Genomic DNA, 13605 nt, shown 5'->3' with positions numbered 1-13605 from the left:
AAAAGACTGGGCGGTGGTTGGGGTGCTTTTCCTTCAATAATGTTTTTACCCGCCCCCCTCTATCGTTCGATTCCTCTTGACTTTTGATAGATAGGAAGTGCTTCTTCACCCCAACTATCGAGGTCTTCCAATGCTCATTGCTCTAGCCATGCTCGCCACCATGGGCGAAGTTGCCGCCAAGCCGGTGCGTTCTACCTATGCTGTCGCCAAGCCTGTGGCGGAGGTGCAGCGCTGCCTACTGCTCGCATCGCCGCTAGATGTCAGGGTGGTAGATGATAGCCCGAAGGTGATGCTTGGCTTCGCTGCACTGTCGAACTTCAAAATGGTTATTACCTTGATACCTTCCGAAGGTGGCACGACTGCCGAACTTCGAGGCGCTACGAACGCTGAAGAGTTGGGTTGCCTGCAAGCGTAAGCCATCTGCCTAGCGCGGGATCGCTGGCAACGAACCGGACATCGTGGCCAGCACGAAGGTAACGCTGCTCTGCCTTTGCCTTCTCTGTGTTGCAGTCGAGGCAGGCAGGCGCGAGGTTATCGGGATCGTTGGTGCCACCCAAGGCCAGCGCTATGATGTGGTCGAGGATGGTAGCCGCAACGATCTGGCCTTGCGCCTTGTGGTATCGGCATAGGGGTTCAGCGGTCATCAGGCGTTCGCGTAAGCGCTGATAGCGTGCGCTGGTATCTCGCAGCCCTGCACTGCCGCCTTGCTTCTGTGTGGCCTTCCTAGCCACCCTGCCGAAGGTCTTTGGCTTATCAGGCATACGGCTCGAATGCTGGATAGTCTGCATACAGACGCCCAGACCATGTAAGGTGGTAAGCTGCCGCGTGATCGATATCCGCGAACCACAACCTATCACACCCGATGTTCTGCCAGCCGGTAGCTGTTCCGAGTAGCATGCCGTGGTAGTAGTCGCGATGGTATTGTAGGTCGTGGCGTTCCAGCCATTCATAGCACTGTCGCATGATAGCATAATCGGGATCGTCCCAATCATCTTCCGTCATGCTGCATGGTGCATCGTAAGGACCATAGGGGAACGGTCCATATCGTTCGCCCGTCATCGCTGCCTCAACCTGTTAGATTTAGGCCAACGCTTCTTTGGTGGATCGACATAAGCATGGTCTAGGTAGAGGTCGGCTTGGGTGTTGGCATAGTTCATCATTAGGGTGCTCATTCCACTGTTCGAATAGACTTCGACACAAAGGCTTTCGAGCTTCCCTTGATTGTTGCGGATCGTCTGCCCCATCTCTTCAAAGTGTGGCTTCTGCCAGTTACGGATAACGCAATCGGTTAGGCAAACATAACAGCGGTGGTAGCACCACACTTCCGGGTTCTCGATTACATTCATGCAGCCGCGACAATCCCCGCCACAGTCGAGCGATAGCCAATCATCCGGGTTGTCTAGGACGCGGGCGCATATGCCACAGGTCTTGCGCGTCATGCCTCGTTCTCGCTTACCGATCCCTTTAGCGTGGATCGCACGGGACTACCGGTAACAGCCACGCCAGTAGGCCAGCGTTGGGCAACGCATCTGGCCTTGGCGATCTTCGAGACATTGACGGCGTTCGCTTGGTTGCCACCGAGAACGAAGTAGGTCGTGTCATCCTCACCGACATAGAAGCCGACATGGCCACCACCGGGACGCGAGAACACCAACACCGCGCCGGGTGCCAGACGATCTGCCCGAAGGTTAGCCCCCCATGTGGACCACGCGGAAGCACGCACTGGAACCTTGGGCGGCGTAATACCCGCCTGCACCATGCAATGCGTAACGAAGGTGCCGCACCATGCGGTATCTTCGTCTACGACGCTGATACCAAGGGTCTTGGAACCAAGCCGCTTGATCCATCCCATGATGGTTGGGTTGTTCTTCGGTCCCGGAACTTCCGATACACCGATAAGGTTCTTTGCTACATCGAGCCATACAGGGTTAGCCATATGGTATTTAGACGGCGCGACATCATAGCTTCATCGTCATACAGTAGTGGACTGTATCGTCTTCGCTTTCGAATCTTATCGAACCATCGCGGGAGATATACCAAGGCGTCTGCGGGAAGCGCTGAAGGTAGCGGCTTCGAAGGTGCTGCTCATACATCCGCTTCGCATCATAGATTGACTCGTCTAGCTTGTGGCTTTTTACTTCGTCCAGCGTTCTACCTGTGACATCGGTCCACATGTTAGGGCTGCTTTTGATGGCGCGATAACTTTCAATCACCCTATCGAGCTTACGAAGATATTCGGCTATCTCCCTGTCGGATAGCGCTAGCTTACTCTGTTGCCACATCACAGCCACCCAACTTGGTTAGCGACCTTCACGCTAGTCGAACCCTGCGGATGAACGACAAAAGATATTGAGTTAGCGGCTAGAGACATAGCACCAACGGCAGAAGCTGCGGCACTAGTGGCAGAAGCTGCGGCTTGCTTGGCATTGTTCGACGCGCATACATTCTTATAGGTTTCGGTGTGAACCCAAACCCTATCGCATATGTGGTGGTGCGAACCACTGAACATCATCTTCCAAAGAACCCAATCTTCATCGTTACCGAACGCGAAGGTGTTCGATAGATACGATGTCTCGGGAAGATTCTTATCGATCCAGTCGCACATGCGCTGGATATCGGGAGTGTGCGTGATGCGGATTACTATCGGCTTCATCACTTACCCGCCGTCGATAGCAGGAAGTGCATTCGCCATTCATCGTCCGTGATAATGATGCGGCCATCATAGTCTAGCGTGTAGGCAACTTGCGGATTGGCGCGAAGGTATGAAGCCGCCAACCACATAGGTAGATGTGTTCCGTCAACGGGCGGCTTCGCAGCTTCTAGGCGTTCGTCTGTTACCGATAGTAGCCACTTCCACATATTGCGCTTGCTGCTCCATTCCTCTTCTGGCGTCATAGGACGGCCCTCGACCATTCTATGGTTTTTGAAGTCCCATGCCATCACTTCACCTCGAAGCGTGGTGCCACTTCTACCAATCCGCCTTCCTTGACGATGTTATGTGTCGCGAAGCGAACAAGGTAGTGCCCCGCGAACAAACAACTGAAGTGCCCGCCGACCATTGCGGCAAGGTCAAGCGCCGCCTGTTCCTCCTTCAATGTTGCGCGATAGTAGTAGGTAACAGGTTTCTTGCTGAAGTCCGCGTTCTCGATTTCGTAGACTGCGTTGGACATCACTTACCCTCCTTCTTCGAGGAAGTTGGATTGGCAACGAATGCGAGGAAGTCAGCTTGAACCGTAGCGTCTTCAAACACTACGCGTCCGCTGCGGTCGTCGTCATACATCGGGAACTTCGCGGTAGGAAAGCGGCGCTTGTAATCGAACAGATACGGACGGAGCGCCATACGCTCTGCCATTCCGTGTGCGCTACCTTCTACGAAGTCTTTTGCCTTGCTGGCCAGCGTTACAAACGCCTCGCCTAGTCTGTTCATAGTCGTGTTCATTCTGCATCCTCCCATTCGTTGTATGTGTCCTGCACTGTTTCATCTTCGAAGATCACGCGCCCACGGTCGGCAAGCTGATAGACCGGAAACGGTGCATCAGGGTTCAAGTCCCGGTAGTATTGCAGGAAGGCCGTAGCCTTACGGTTGCGCACACGCCGCGTGTAAGGCGTGTCTTCGACCACCACTTCAGGCGGTCGGACAAGCGCGCGAGGCTCTAGCGTGTATACCGCGTAGATGTTGGTCTTGAAGAAATCGTTCAACCGTGCCGCCAGCTTGTGTGCGTGTGCGGGATAGGCGAAGGTCGAGTTCAGATACTTGTAGTGGCCAAGCGGCTTTAGCTCGTCCTTGGTCCGTAGCTGGATCGGATCGCCGTTGCGGCAGATGGCGTATCGAGCTTCCGGTTCTACGACTTCGATAGATTGCCACTTGGCGTTCGTGTGTCGTTCGATGATCGGTGGTGAAGGTCTTGTCATACTGTATTTAGTTGGAAAGCTCGGATTTTAAGCCCGCATAAAAACTATTTTTCTGACGCGGGATGCTTCCTAATCGAGGTAACGAGTTCTCTAGGATGCGATATCGAGCGGAGCGGGTCGGGTTGCCCGCTTGGGCAAACTCTATGCAACACCTACTTCGTTTCCCGCTCGACTTCATCGGGTTGCTTCGAGTAGCCCAAGTGGGCAAACTCTATGCAACCTTATTTTACATATATTATATTAGTAGAGGATGCATAGAGTTTGCCCACCTTTCAGGCGTCAACCTTGATGTCTCCTGTGCGCCAATCGAGCTTGTCGCCCCCTCGACTTCCGCGTGATTGCATAACGAACCCGCCACCCAACGCATTGCCCTTCGAGGTCAACTTGTCGAAGTGGGGAAGCTTCGCGACAACCTGTTTCCCGGCTGCATTAGACACCAACATCGCGCTATCGAGTTCGTGCGCCTCCAAGCCTACCCGGTCTGCCATGATAACCTGTCGATCCGAGAACGGCGTTCCCTCACCTTCCGTCCCGATCCGTAGACAACCGATCATCATGTCATGCGCGGTGGCCAGTGGGATAATGTCGCTCACAAGCCAATCGTGGTAGGTCTGCCCGATCCGCTTATCCTTCAGCATGTCGCGCGCGTCCTTCAGCATGCGTGCTGGCGAACGGAACTGCGCCCGCCCTGTCCAGCATGGCAAACTGATTTGGCTGCTCTTCGGCGTGGTAATCTGGATCGTGCAAGAGAACCGTAGCGCCGCGCGATCTTCCCGAACGCGCTGCTTCCCCTTGGGTGGCTTCGGTGCCCCCTTGTCATCGATCCCAACTTCTACGGTCTTCAGCTTCGATATGGGTAGCGCGACGATTGGCGCGGATTGCTTGAAGGGTGCCCGGTAGTCGAACTTGGCGGCTAGGCGCTGAAGATACGAAGGGTCGTTCTGCGCGAGTTCCACGAATGCCCGGTAGATGCCTTCGTTCGACAAGATCGCTGTAGAATCGTTGGCGACGGTTATCGGCGTTACCGATCCGATCCCGACATCGCGGCCCATCGTAATGGGAGGCGGCGGTAGATCATCTGCGAAAGGCGTGGATAGGCTGCGGTTTGCGTAAGTCATGGTGTTGTTTCCTCTTGGTTGAAACGAGATAGTCAATCTCGCCGTGCGGTATTTAGTCAGAGGCCATGGTAGCGCGTCGTGCCCACCTTCCGCATTATTCATCGAACAAAGAAAAACCCCCAAGCCACTGAAGACTTGGGGGTTCACTCAACCTTTGGAAAAACACGGAAGGAGACTAACCCTCCCGCGTAGTATTTAGCCACAAAGGCCATTCGAGCGCCATATCTTTCGACTAGGTTCAAGAATATCAAACTATTTTATTAAGTCCGCACTTATTCACGCATTCCGTTAGCTAAATAATAGGCGTGAGAAGTTCTCAACCAACTTCCTCGCATTTTGTTCAACTATCGGGAGAACCCAATGACTATTAGAAATACCTACCGTTCGGAATACTCTGCTCTAATCAATGCTATCCATCGTTGCCATAATCCATTCCATGAAGCTTACCCGAGCTACGGCGCGCGCGGCATTATCGTTGCCGATGTATGGCGCGGATACGACGGCTTCGAGCGCTTCATAGAACATATCAAGCCGAAGGCTTCGCCCGATCTGTCGCTAGAGCGGATCGACAATAACGAGGGATACATCCCCGGCAATGTCGAGTGGGCAACCCGCAAGGCACAGCAACGAAACATGCGGACAAGTCGGTATTCGTCCGATGTTCAGGACGCCATCGCGAAAGCCGCTGAAGAATCCGGTCTTGCTCTGAACACCATTCGCGGTCGAGTGGATCGCGGTTGGCCTTTGAGTGATCTCACACAGCCGCGCCGGATACCGCCAAACCGCAACGCCATCCCGGCACATGTCAAAGCTGCGAACGACATCCGTAACGCGAAGATCATTCGACTTCTCGAAGAAGGACACACCCGCCGCCAGATTGGCGTCATCGTTGGCCTTTCGCACAACCGGGTTGGCAAAATCATTATGGAGCTTCGCAAGTGAACCGCCTTGATGCAGCCATTGCAGCGTATCTGGCGACGCATGAAGAGCCGGGGAACATCGTTACCCCAGCGATCCAGCAAGCCCCTGTAGGGCGCTCTAAAGGCCCCTCTACGGCACGCGCTCGCTTCAGCGGGTCTAGCTCGAAATACGGACGCTTCACGCCCGGTAAGGGGAAGCTGTCATGATCGAACGGCACACCATCAGACACGAGATATCAGACAAAATGCTCGAAGATTGGTTTGCGTCAAACATCCCAAACTCGAAGATAGTGTGGCGCATTCCACATTACCCCCAAGCATTCTTTACCGTCACAACGCCTGATACACTCGATTTAGCCGAGCTTTACTTTGCGAATGAAGACGATGCTCTGCTTTTCAAAATGCGTTTCTAACCAAGTCAGGCGCTACCGGGACTAAATACACTGTGGCTAACTCCCACTTGTTGTGTTCCCCGGTAGCCCCTGCAAGCTACCGGGGATTACCTAAAATGATTTCAGACGAACACGCCGCCAGTATCGCCCTAGCCCTTCTAGAGGCAGGCGTAGAAGGCGCAGATGTCATCGCAGCCTATGTGGACCAGCAAACCGCGCTTGGTGATCTCACCGACCGCCAGCTTATCAGCAAGGCCCTAGAACGGTCCGACGCGGCGGCAGAGATGGCAGAGCGAGTGCGCACCGCACACGGTGCCCTAGTGCAAGACAACAAAACCATTTGGGCACGGTTGGAGGCGCTAGAACGGCACGCTCGATAGCCGATTAATATATTCCCGAGCTTCCCGCTCTGATACGATGTCTTCATGCATGGTTTTCTTCCGCCCGTTCCCGAAGCCAATCTTATCGATGGTGACTGTCTCGACCTACTACGCGAGATACCGGACGGTTCGGTAGATTTGGTGTTGGGTGATCTTCCCTACGCTACTACCCGCTGCGAATGGGATAAGCGCATTCCCATGGCACCCCTTTGGGATGAACTTCGCCGTGTCATCACGGACAAAGGCGCTATCGTGATGTTCGCCAGTCAGCCATTCACAACGGACCTGATTAACGCGGGGCGCGATCTCTACAAATACTCTTCGGTCTGGAAGAAGACCAACACCACCGGCTTCTTGAATGCCCATGACAAGCCGCTGAAGGCCCACGAGGACATCTTGATTTTCTCGAAGGGCACTACCTGTAGCGCAAAGCGATCCGCGCGCCGGATGACATACAACCCGCAAGGCGTGACGATGCGGGAAGGTATGAAGGTCAAGGACAACCGCGCATCGGTCCGCTTCCTTGGTCGCAACACCCGCCAGAATGAAGGCGCGACCTACACGGCTATGGAGAACTGCCCGACATCGGTTCTCGAATACTCGAAGGACGGGAACGCCCACCCGACACAGAAGCCGGTAGCGCTCCTTACCTACCTAGTGAACACCTACAGCAATCCGGGCAATCTCGTGCTTGATCCCACCATGGGGAGTGGATCGGCTGGCGTGGCTGCTCTTGGCTGTGGTCGTCACTTCGTCGGGTTCGAACGCGATCCCGAGTTCTTCGACATCGCGGAACGCCGCATAGCCGAGTGCGTGCGCGGAAGCCTGTAAGGCTAAACTGATTTTAGTTCGCCGCCATGCTTCAGCATGAAGTTCACAGCGTCGTTCTCGTGTGTGAACGCCACCCGGTAGATACGGGTAAACAGGTCGTCGGTCGTGTTGTCATCGATGGCGTGACCTTCCAAGACGATCCCGCCTTCGAGCGGTCCTAGAACCTGCGTCAGCGCGTCGTCATCGATTTGCATGAACATCGGGTCGTTATCGACATTGGCGTAGTAGATGCTTTCAAGCGCCGCGAAGCCTCCCGACTTCTCGACTTCGCTAGCAAGCTCACCTGATCCTAACCTATCGTTGTCCCAAAACGATATCGTGATATCCGCGCTCGTCTCGAACTCTTCGCCAAGGTGAATGTTTGCCGTCCGTATCGTCATTATGATGTCTCGTGCTGCATGCGCCTACCGTCTAGATACCCAGCGCAAGACGAAGCCGCAAGCATGTTCCCCGAACTTTATTTTTAGTCAAGTTAATAGCCGGTAGGATCGTTCGTATTGATTATGATTGCGGTGGCGGTAATCTATGAACGATCCAAACTTTCTTTTTAGCCTTGACAAGTTTTATATTTACAGCGTCGGTTAGCGATCTTTATCTAGGCTTATCCAACACGGAGAAAGCTTACATGACAACACTTACTATCAAGGAGGTCGCAGCCCGAACAGGCGTAAGCCAAAGCACGATCCGAACACTTGTGGCGAGAGGTCGTTTCCCAGCACCAAAGCGACCATCTCCCCGCCGTATCTTCTGGATCGAAACTGACATCATCGCTTGGCTATCAAACCTGTAAGGATTACGACTATGAACCGCCCCGATACCCGTATCTACGATACGATCTTTTCACCGAACACGCCGAACGAAACGCCTTCTTATCTTCGGACTGAAGCGCCGATTGCAGAGCAAAACTCGCAGCAACTGCTTCTATACAAGGGCAAGGACGGCTACCGGGTAATGATCCCTTTCCCCGACCAGTTCGCCACCCCCAAGGCAGACGCGTTGAAGCTCGTGCGAGACATCGCCGCTGCGTTCACGCCAGACCGGGCAAGCGCCTCTACGATCACTCCGCCAGAGTTCAGCAAGCCCCGCCCCATTCTGACTGTGAACAAGCCTGTAGCGCCCGTCACGGTCACGCCAGCGCCTGTGGAGGCACCCAAGGCCGTTATCACGCCTGAAGCCGCCCCTGTGGCTGCTACCGCCCCTGTGTCGGCTGGAACCGACACCTCCCGCTTGGTCTCGACTGCATCCCGTTGGCGGAAGCTCGAAATCAAACCCGGTTTCACCTACAACTTCCGCGTAAAGCCACGGTATCCCGACCTTGTTGAACGCATCGTCAAGCTTCGTAATCGCCAAATGACTTTTGCCCAAATCGCCGGGGAGCTTGGCGTAGAAATCGGCAAGATTGGCGTCATCGTCTACGCGGTAGAGAAGTATGCCGCGCGTTACGATGCGCTTCAGAAGCTGCTCGCTGCCGAAGAAGCGCCGGTTGTCGCAGCGCCCAAGGCTATGCCGCTTCCGATCCGCCAGTCGAGGCCCGTTCGCGATGTTAAGCCGGTCGAACCCGTTAGCGAACCAACCGGGCGCTTCGGCTTCTCCGAGAGCGAACACGAACTTCGCACCCTGATTAAGAGCTACCGTCGCCGCAAGCTTCCCTACACGAAGATTGCCAAGCTTACGGGTGCCCATCGGGATCGGATCGCGGATTATCTCTTGGCAGATGATTTCTTCGATGAAGAAGTTCGTATTCAGGCGGAGTGCCGCCGCGCCGGTCGCATGCGGGATTGACCCGTGCGGGCGATCCCAACGCTAGTGCGGGCGATCCTCGATAAGCACGGGATCGCCTACACCCCAATGCGCGGCGGGAAGCATGACAAGCTGAAAACCATTTTAGGTGGCCAGAAGGTCGTCTTCGTCATGTCTCGAAGCCCGAGCGATAGCCGCGCTCTTACCAACCAATACCACCAGACCCGGCAAAAACTGATTTCAGCCGGTGTAGCGTGGCAAGAGTGCAAAGAGCTTATTCACGACTGAACCGAAGGCATCGCGGGTGTTCCTCCAATGTTTTTCTTGTCAAGGAAAATGAAGTTTTCTTGACAGATAGACTGCCGCGAGACTAAATAGTCTCAACAAGATTGGAGACGCCGACATGGCAAAATATGATTTTCACCAACTGATTGTAGCGGCACACGAAGCGGCTCTTGAAGATACGCTAACCGACGCAATGCGCCTTGAGATTCTTGAGCAAGCGCAAATCATCAGAGCCGATCCAGATGCGTGGATCAATGAATGGAAAATGCCCAACGGAGGCTACTGTCATCCGTTAAATGCGAAAAACTCCCATGATGAAGCATACAGGCAGACCCATTCGCACATGATGTATTTTCGTAAGAAGAACCTTCCGAAGCTCGAAGCATACACTACCCGCTTTCCCGACAACGGCATTACGGTTGACGATTGGACGGGACAGTTCATCTTTCCAGATGACGACACGAAGATTCACTTTATGATGGCGACACCAAACTAATGACCGAATATCTTACCCTAACGGAGGTTGTCGCGCTGCTTCCAGTCAGCCGCGCAACCTTCTTCCGCACCACCCGCAACGATCCAAACTTCCCCAAGGCCGAGAAGATCGGTGCGCGGGAAGTTTGGCACAAGGACGAAATAGAAGAGTATGCTGGCCTGAAATGGTATGCGGTCGAGCTACCCGAAGAAGAACACGCCGATTACGACGATATCAATAGCTTCAATATCGATTTGTATGAACGCGAAACCGAACTCTACATATACAACCGGATGGCGGATGCGATAGCGGCAAAAATGAGTGCAGACGCCCCTATCCGTCTTGTAGACATCTCCCATCTGCGCAAGCAAATCGAAGCCGTCTTTGCCGCCCGCGAAAGCGAGGATGCAGACGACATCGCCGCTCGTGAAGGCGATCTTGACTACGCCTACTGCTCTGAACACGAGGAAGCGTAAGACGGTCAACCAAGCCACGAGGGTAAATACTCCACACACAAAGCGGAGTTTTACCCCATGGCTACCATCATCCTCTACTCTATCATCGCCTTTGCTCTTGGCTGCAAAGCCTCCACGGTTATCGAAGACACCAAGGCGAAGCGCTAATGGCTATCAGCGTTGCCAGTGCGAAGGCGAAGGGTCGCCTCTTTCAGCAAAAGGTTCGGGACGCGTTTCTTCGCCTGCACCCTACCCTCACCCTAGACGATGTTCGCTCGTGCCCCATGGGCAGTGGCGGTGCAGACCTTCAGCTATCGGCTGAAGCGAAGCGCCTTATTCCCTTCGACATCGAATGTAAGAAGCGCGCCAAAATCGGTTTGGTCTACGATGCCCTGATTCAGGCGCGACGGTCAAAGGACCGAACCCCACTGGCGGTGGTCGAAGCGGACCGTAAGCGCCCCCTTGCCGTGATGTATCTAGATGACTTCATGGTATTGCTCGCTTCTAAAACTTGACAAGAAACTTCAATGAGAGGAACGGCGAACTACCAGCCCTCGAAAGGAGTTCGCCCCTTGTCGTTTCTAGAAAAGCTTAATGCCCTCATTGACCCGAAGCTGAAGGAAACCTTCGAGCGCAAGGCTTACGATCCCGCGAAGGATCGCAAGTGGCTCGTTGGTCGGCTCGAAGCCTCGAAGACACAGTTTGGTTCGACCGAAACCACGCGCGGCGGTGGCGCGAAGTGGTGGAAGCTGGCGAACGGCGTTGTGGCGTTCAGCCCTACCCGCTCTGACAAAATGCCTTTGGTCGTGAATGGCCAGACCACGCTCTTCATCCCGAGCGAGCATTTTGTGACATTCGTAGATCACATGATCGCAGCCGTTAACGCGGGTGAGTTCGACAAGGAACTAACCAGCGACACCACCAACGGCACCACCGTCAAGGTTAGAGTGCCTCGCAAGGCCAAGGAACCGGGTGCAGAGCCTACAGGGTGGTCTGCCGAGCGCCGCGCGAAGTTCGATGCTACGATGGCCGCGCGCAAGGCCGGTTAAACGGCACCACATTATTCGAGCCTACCGGACCCGCATCGTTGTCACAGACGGTGCGGGTTTTTTCGTCCCATCGAAACCGGAACAGAAACATGTCATCCGGTGACATCGTGGCTTCGTAGTGGCGGATACGCCCCCGGTAGATCGTCGGGTTGATCGTTGCGTTGATGCCGACTGATACGCACCACTGGCGAACCGCGCTAACATCGATGTCATGATCTAAAATCATTTTGGCACCTCGAAGGTTGATGCCGCTGTATGAATCAACGCGCGAGCGGTTCAAAGTTCAATCTTTGTCAAGGCTATAAGACTTGAACCTAGTCCACTAAAAACTTGACATTTGGAGGCTACGAGGAACGCGTGCTAGGTGGTTCCGCATGAACTTCGAGAAGCGACAAAAAGCGGCTTTGGATGCCGCACAACGCCAAGCCATCTTCCGGGCAAACGCCTACAAGGAAGAAGGTTGGGTAACGATGCGGGAAGCTTGCGCGATCATGCGTTGCGGCAAGGACAAGCTCTACAAGCACATCAGGGAGAAGCCCGAAGGCTTCCCCACGATTATACGGTTCGGCGGAACGAACCTGTTTAAGCGTGAGGAAGTCGATTCGTGGATGGCATCACGCGCCTTGTGGTGACGGCATGCCGAGCTTATCGGCAACGCCTGCCTTGGTGGCGACTTCGATAAGCTTGGCTTCCCATGCTGCGAAGGCATCGCGCTTTTCGTCTAGCATGTCGTAGCCATCGTAGATTTCGATCAAGCCCCGCTTCTTATGGTTTAGGCAGGCTTCCGCGACTTCGAGCGGAATCTTCAACCGGGTGGTGTTAGAGCGGAAGGTGCGACGGAGATCGTGCGGCGTGAAGTGTTCGACATCGCACCCGCCTAGCTCTTCCATCTTCAACCGGATGCGCTCGATAACCTTTGGCCAGCCTGCCGTCATCGGACCGTTATCGAGGCGTGTAGAAGCTACCAGCCATTCCGAGTTGATCCCGGCGATAAGCGCCCGCCCCCATGCCGCCAGCGGCACGCGATGCGTAAGAGAGTTCTTCGTCCGTGCGCCGGGGATCGACCACAAGCCGTCTTCGAACTCCGACATCTTGCCTTCGAGGACTTCGTTCCTGCGTGCCGCTGTAAGGAGCAAAAGCCCTAGCGCGCGCCGGTAGATGCCCCCTTCGAGCGCCAGAGCCTGTAGGAACAAGGAAAGCTCATTACCCGATAGGAAGCGCGTGCGGTGCTTCTGCGCATAGTAGGAACCGGAAAGGGTGCGGCTTGGATCGTCGGCAAGGCCAACGCCTGCCTTCTTCCCGCGACGGCTGGCACACCAACTGAAGAACACCTTCATCTCTGCCGCCAGCCGGTTCGCTCGCGTGGTGGCTGTCTCGCCCTTCGTCTCGACAATCTCCCATAGGTCATCGTCGGTAACGGTGTGGATCGGCTTCGAGTGAAGCGCCGCCATATCGCGGGTGTAGATTTCCACCTTCTCTTTGATCGTGCCTGCCTTCAGCACCTTGCGTTCGCCCGAACGGACATAGGCCATGTAGAGCGCGTGCGCGTCCGCTACGGTCATTCCTGCCGCTGCCTGTGCCTTTGCATCGGCGCGTGGATCGATCCCGGCTTCTACCATCACATTGAACGCTCGTGCGGCTGTGCGCGCGTCTGCGATGTTGACCTTTGGGAAGGTGCCCAAGACCTTTTTGAAGACGAACGCCGTGCCCTGCACCTTGCGCTTGTAGCGCCATGTTTTGACGCCCCCGGCTGCATCGATGGTCAAGCCCGGTGTGATCGGATCGGTTAGCGCGCCCTCCTTCAGATTGTCGAGCGTGCGCGGTGTGAACGGTTGAACAGTAGCCATTGTATTACCTCCAAGCGGAGGTTTGGAGCGGACACCGGGAGGACACCAGACGGGCGACTGATACGGACCAAACCCGACCGAATCAGATAAAACCTTGCCAAGCTCCTTGTTGGTGGCACTCCATCCCTTCGCGCGCGCCACCGGTAAAAGTGGCTGTTTTTGAGGGACTTACGCCAAGGCTTCGCTTCGTTTGCTCGAATC

26 protein-coding genes are annotated in these 13605 nt (G+C 55.0%); 13 read left to right on the top strand and 13 right to left on the bottom strand.

What is annotated here, in order from left to right; translation table 11 throughout:
- The first annotated feature begins 130 nt into the window (after positions 1 to 130).
- Positions 131 to 415 carry a hypothetical protein gene (locus tag C8J25_RS20240; protein ID WP_146173284.1) on the top strand — a complete coding sequence of 95 codons (285 nt, stop codon included), beginning with the start codon at positions 131 to 133 and terminating at the stop codon, positions 413 to 415.
- Here the strand turns inward: C8J25_RS20240 and C8J25_RS21360 are convergent.
- From C8J25_RS21360 to C8J25_RS04155, 10 genes are all read right to left on the bottom strand, one after another.
- Complete coding sequence (locus tag C8J25_RS21360) at positions 378 to 644, bottom strand: HNH endonuclease (RefSeq protein WP_167397655.1); 267 nt, start codon at positions 642 to 644, stop codon at positions 378 to 380. The two genes, C8J25_RS20240 and C8J25_RS21360, sit on opposite strands and share 38 nt — an antisense overlap.
- Before the next feature lie 109 nt (positions 645 to 753).
- A complete protein-coding gene (locus C8J25_RS20620; RefSeq protein ID WP_167397654.1) occupies positions 754 to 1002 on the bottom strand; it encodes a hypothetical protein in 249 nt (82 codons plus the stop codon).
- Positions 1003 to 1055: 53 nt separating this feature from the next.
- A complete protein-coding gene (locus C8J25_RS20235; RefSeq protein WP_146173283.1) occupies positions 1056 to 1439 on the bottom strand; it encodes a hypothetical protein in 384 nt (127 codons plus the stop codon).
- Positions 1436 to 1936, bottom strand: coding sequence for a TIGR02594 family protein (locus tag C8J25_RS04180; protein WP_107952320.1), 501 nt, complete (start codon positions 1934 to 1936; stop codon positions 1436 to 1438). Before C8J25_RS04180 ends, C8J25_RS20235 begins: the two co-directional genes overlap by 4 nt.
- A 22-nt stretch (positions 1937 to 1958) precedes the next feature.
- Positions 1959 to 2291, bottom strand: coding sequence for a hypothetical protein (locus tag C8J25_RS20615; RefSeq protein WP_167397653.1), 333 nt, complete (start codon positions 2289 to 2291; stop codon positions 1959 to 1961).
- Positions 2292 to 2652: 361 nt separating this feature from the next.
- Complete coding sequence (locus tag C8J25_RS04170; RefSeq protein ID WP_107952318.1) at positions 2653 to 2940, bottom strand: hypothetical protein; 288 nt, start codon at positions 2938 to 2940, stop codon at positions 2653 to 2655.
- The gene (locus C8J25_RS04165; protein WP_107952317.1) at positions 2940 to 3170 is read right to left on the bottom strand and encodes a hypothetical protein; all 231 of its coding nucleotides are present in this window, start codon (positions 3168 to 3170) and stop codon (positions 2940 to 2942) included. The genes C8J25_RS04170 and C8J25_RS04165 overlap by 1 nt, the downstream gene beginning before the upstream one ends.
- Positions 3170 to 3439, bottom strand: coding sequence for a hypothetical protein (locus C8J25_RS20230; protein ID WP_146173282.1), 270 nt, complete (start codon positions 3437 to 3439; stop codon positions 3170 to 3172). The genes C8J25_RS04165 and C8J25_RS20230 overlap by 1 nt, the downstream gene beginning before the upstream one ends.
- Positions 3436 to 3912, bottom strand: a complete 477-nt coding sequence (locus C8J25_RS04160; protein ID WP_107952316.1) for a hypothetical protein — start codon at positions 3910 to 3912, stop codon at positions 3436 to 3438. The genes C8J25_RS20230 and C8J25_RS04160 overlap by 4 nt, the downstream gene beginning before the upstream one ends.
- A gap of 272 nt (positions 3913 to 4184) precedes the next feature.
- Positions 4185 to 5030, bottom strand: coding sequence for a hypothetical protein (locus C8J25_RS04155; RefSeq protein WP_146173281.1), 846 nt, complete (start codon positions 5028 to 5030; stop codon positions 4185 to 4187).
- Positions 5031 to 5390: 360 nt separating this feature from the next.
- Here C8J25_RS04155 and C8J25_RS20225 point away from each other — a divergent pair, with 360 nt between their 5' ends.
- The 4 genes from C8J25_RS20225 (at position 5391) to C8J25_RS04135 (ending at position 7553) form a co-directional block, all read left to right on the top strand.
- The gene (locus C8J25_RS20225; RefSeq protein ID WP_146173280.1) at positions 5391 to 5972 is read left to right on the top strand and encodes a hypothetical protein; all 582 of its coding nucleotides are present in this window, start codon (positions 5391 to 5393) and stop codon (positions 5970 to 5972) included.
- Positions 5973 to 6153: 181 nt separating this feature from the next.
- Positions 6154 to 6363 carry a hypothetical protein gene (locus C8J25_RS04145; protein ID WP_107952313.1) on the top strand — a complete coding sequence of 70 codons (210 nt, stop codon included), beginning with the start codon at positions 6154 to 6156 and terminating at the stop codon, positions 6361 to 6363.
- A 95-nt stretch (positions 6364 to 6458) separates the two neighbouring features.
- Positions 6459 to 6722, top strand: a complete 264-nt coding sequence (locus C8J25_RS04140; RefSeq protein ID WP_107952312.1) for a hypothetical protein — start codon at positions 6459 to 6461, stop codon at positions 6720 to 6722.
- 45 nt (positions 6723 to 6767) lie between these two features.
- A complete protein-coding gene (locus tag C8J25_RS04135; RefSeq protein WP_107952311.1) occupies positions 6768 to 7553 on the top strand; it encodes a DNA-methyltransferase in 786 nt (261 codons plus the stop codon).
- A gap of 2 nt (positions 7554 to 7555) precedes the next feature.
- On the opposite strand, the gene C8J25_RS04130 is transcribed toward C8J25_RS04135, so the two are convergent.
- Positions 7556 to 7933, bottom strand: coding sequence for a hypothetical protein (locus C8J25_RS04130; RefSeq protein WP_107952310.1), 378 nt, complete (start codon positions 7931 to 7933; stop codon positions 7556 to 7558).
- 245 nt (positions 7934 to 8178) lie between these two features.
- Here C8J25_RS04130 and C8J25_RS21355 point away from each other — a divergent pair, with 245 nt between their 5' ends.
- The 7 genes from C8J25_RS21355 (at position 8179) to C8J25_RS04095 (ending at position 11557) form a co-directional block, all read left to right on the top strand.
- Positions 8179 to 8343 carry a helix-turn-helix transcriptional regulator gene (locus tag C8J25_RS21355; RefSeq protein ID WP_107952309.1) on the top strand — a complete coding sequence of 55 codons (165 nt, stop codon included), beginning with the start codon at positions 8179 to 8181 and terminating at the stop codon, positions 8341 to 8343.
- Between the two features lie 11 nt (positions 8344 to 8354).
- Positions 8355 to 9335 carry a hypothetical protein gene (locus C8J25_RS04120; RefSeq protein ID WP_107952308.1) on the top strand — a complete coding sequence of 327 codons (981 nt, stop codon included), beginning with the start codon at positions 8355 to 8357 and terminating at the stop codon, positions 9333 to 9335.
- A 24-nt stretch (positions 9336 to 9359) separates the two neighbouring features.
- Entirely contained in the window at positions 9360 to 9581 is a 222-nt protein-coding gene (locus C8J25_RS04115; protein ID WP_107952307.1) for a hypothetical protein, read from the top strand.
- Between the two features lie 115 nt (positions 9582 to 9696).
- Entirely contained in the window at positions 9697 to 10074 is a 378-nt protein-coding gene (locus C8J25_RS04110; protein ID WP_107952306.1) for a hypothetical protein, read from the top strand.
- Positions 10074 to 10529 carry a helix-turn-helix transcriptional regulator gene (locus C8J25_RS04105; RefSeq protein WP_107952305.1) on the top strand — a complete coding sequence of 152 codons (456 nt, stop codon included), beginning with the start codon at positions 10074 to 10076 and terminating at the stop codon, positions 10527 to 10529. The genes C8J25_RS04110 and C8J25_RS04105 overlap by 1 nt, the downstream gene beginning before the upstream one ends.
- Before the next feature lie 146 nt (positions 10530 to 10675).
- Positions 10676 to 11023 (top strand): hypothetical protein, encoded by a 348-nt coding sequence (locus tag C8J25_RS04100; protein ID WP_107952304.1) that lies wholly within the window; start codon positions 10676 to 10678, stop codon positions 11021 to 11023.
- 57 nt (positions 11024 to 11080) lie between these two features.
- The gene (locus C8J25_RS04095; RefSeq protein ID WP_107952303.1) at positions 11081 to 11557 is read left to right on the top strand and encodes a hypothetical protein; all 477 of its coding nucleotides are present in this window, start codon (positions 11081 to 11083) and stop codon (positions 11555 to 11557) included.
- Here C8J25_RS04095 and C8J25_RS20220 read toward each other — a convergent pair.
- Complete coding sequence (locus tag C8J25_RS20220) at positions 11529 to 11837, bottom strand: hypothetical protein (protein ID WP_146173279.1); 309 nt, start codon at positions 11835 to 11837, stop codon at positions 11529 to 11531. The two genes, C8J25_RS04095 and C8J25_RS20220, sit on opposite strands and share 29 nt — an antisense overlap.
- Positions 11838 to 11931: 94 nt before the next feature.
- Between C8J25_RS20220 and C8J25_RS04090 the strand changes: the two genes are divergently transcribed.
- Positions 11932 to 12189, top strand: a complete 258-nt coding sequence (locus C8J25_RS04090; protein ID WP_107952302.1) for a helix-turn-helix transcriptional regulator — start codon at positions 11932 to 11934, stop codon at positions 12187 to 12189.
- On the opposite strand, the gene C8J25_RS04085 is transcribed toward C8J25_RS04090, so the two are convergent.
- The gene (locus C8J25_RS04085; protein WP_244186725.1) at positions 12172 to 13323 is read right to left on the bottom strand and encodes a site-specific integrase; all 1152 of its coding nucleotides are present in this window, start codon (positions 13321 to 13323) and stop codon (positions 12172 to 12174) included. The genes C8J25_RS04090 and C8J25_RS04085 overlap by 18 nt on opposite strands.
- Positions 13324 to 13605 lie beyond the last annotated feature (282 nt).

The sequence above is a fragment of the Sphingomonas faeni genome, from assembly GCF_003053745.1.
Classification (GTDB): domain Bacteria; phylum Pseudomonadota; class Alphaproteobacteria; order Sphingomonadales; family Sphingomonadaceae; genus Sphingomonas; species Sphingomonas faeni.
Note: the sequence above shows the minus strand (reverse complement) of the source record. Positions and strands in the feature narration are given on the sequence as shown.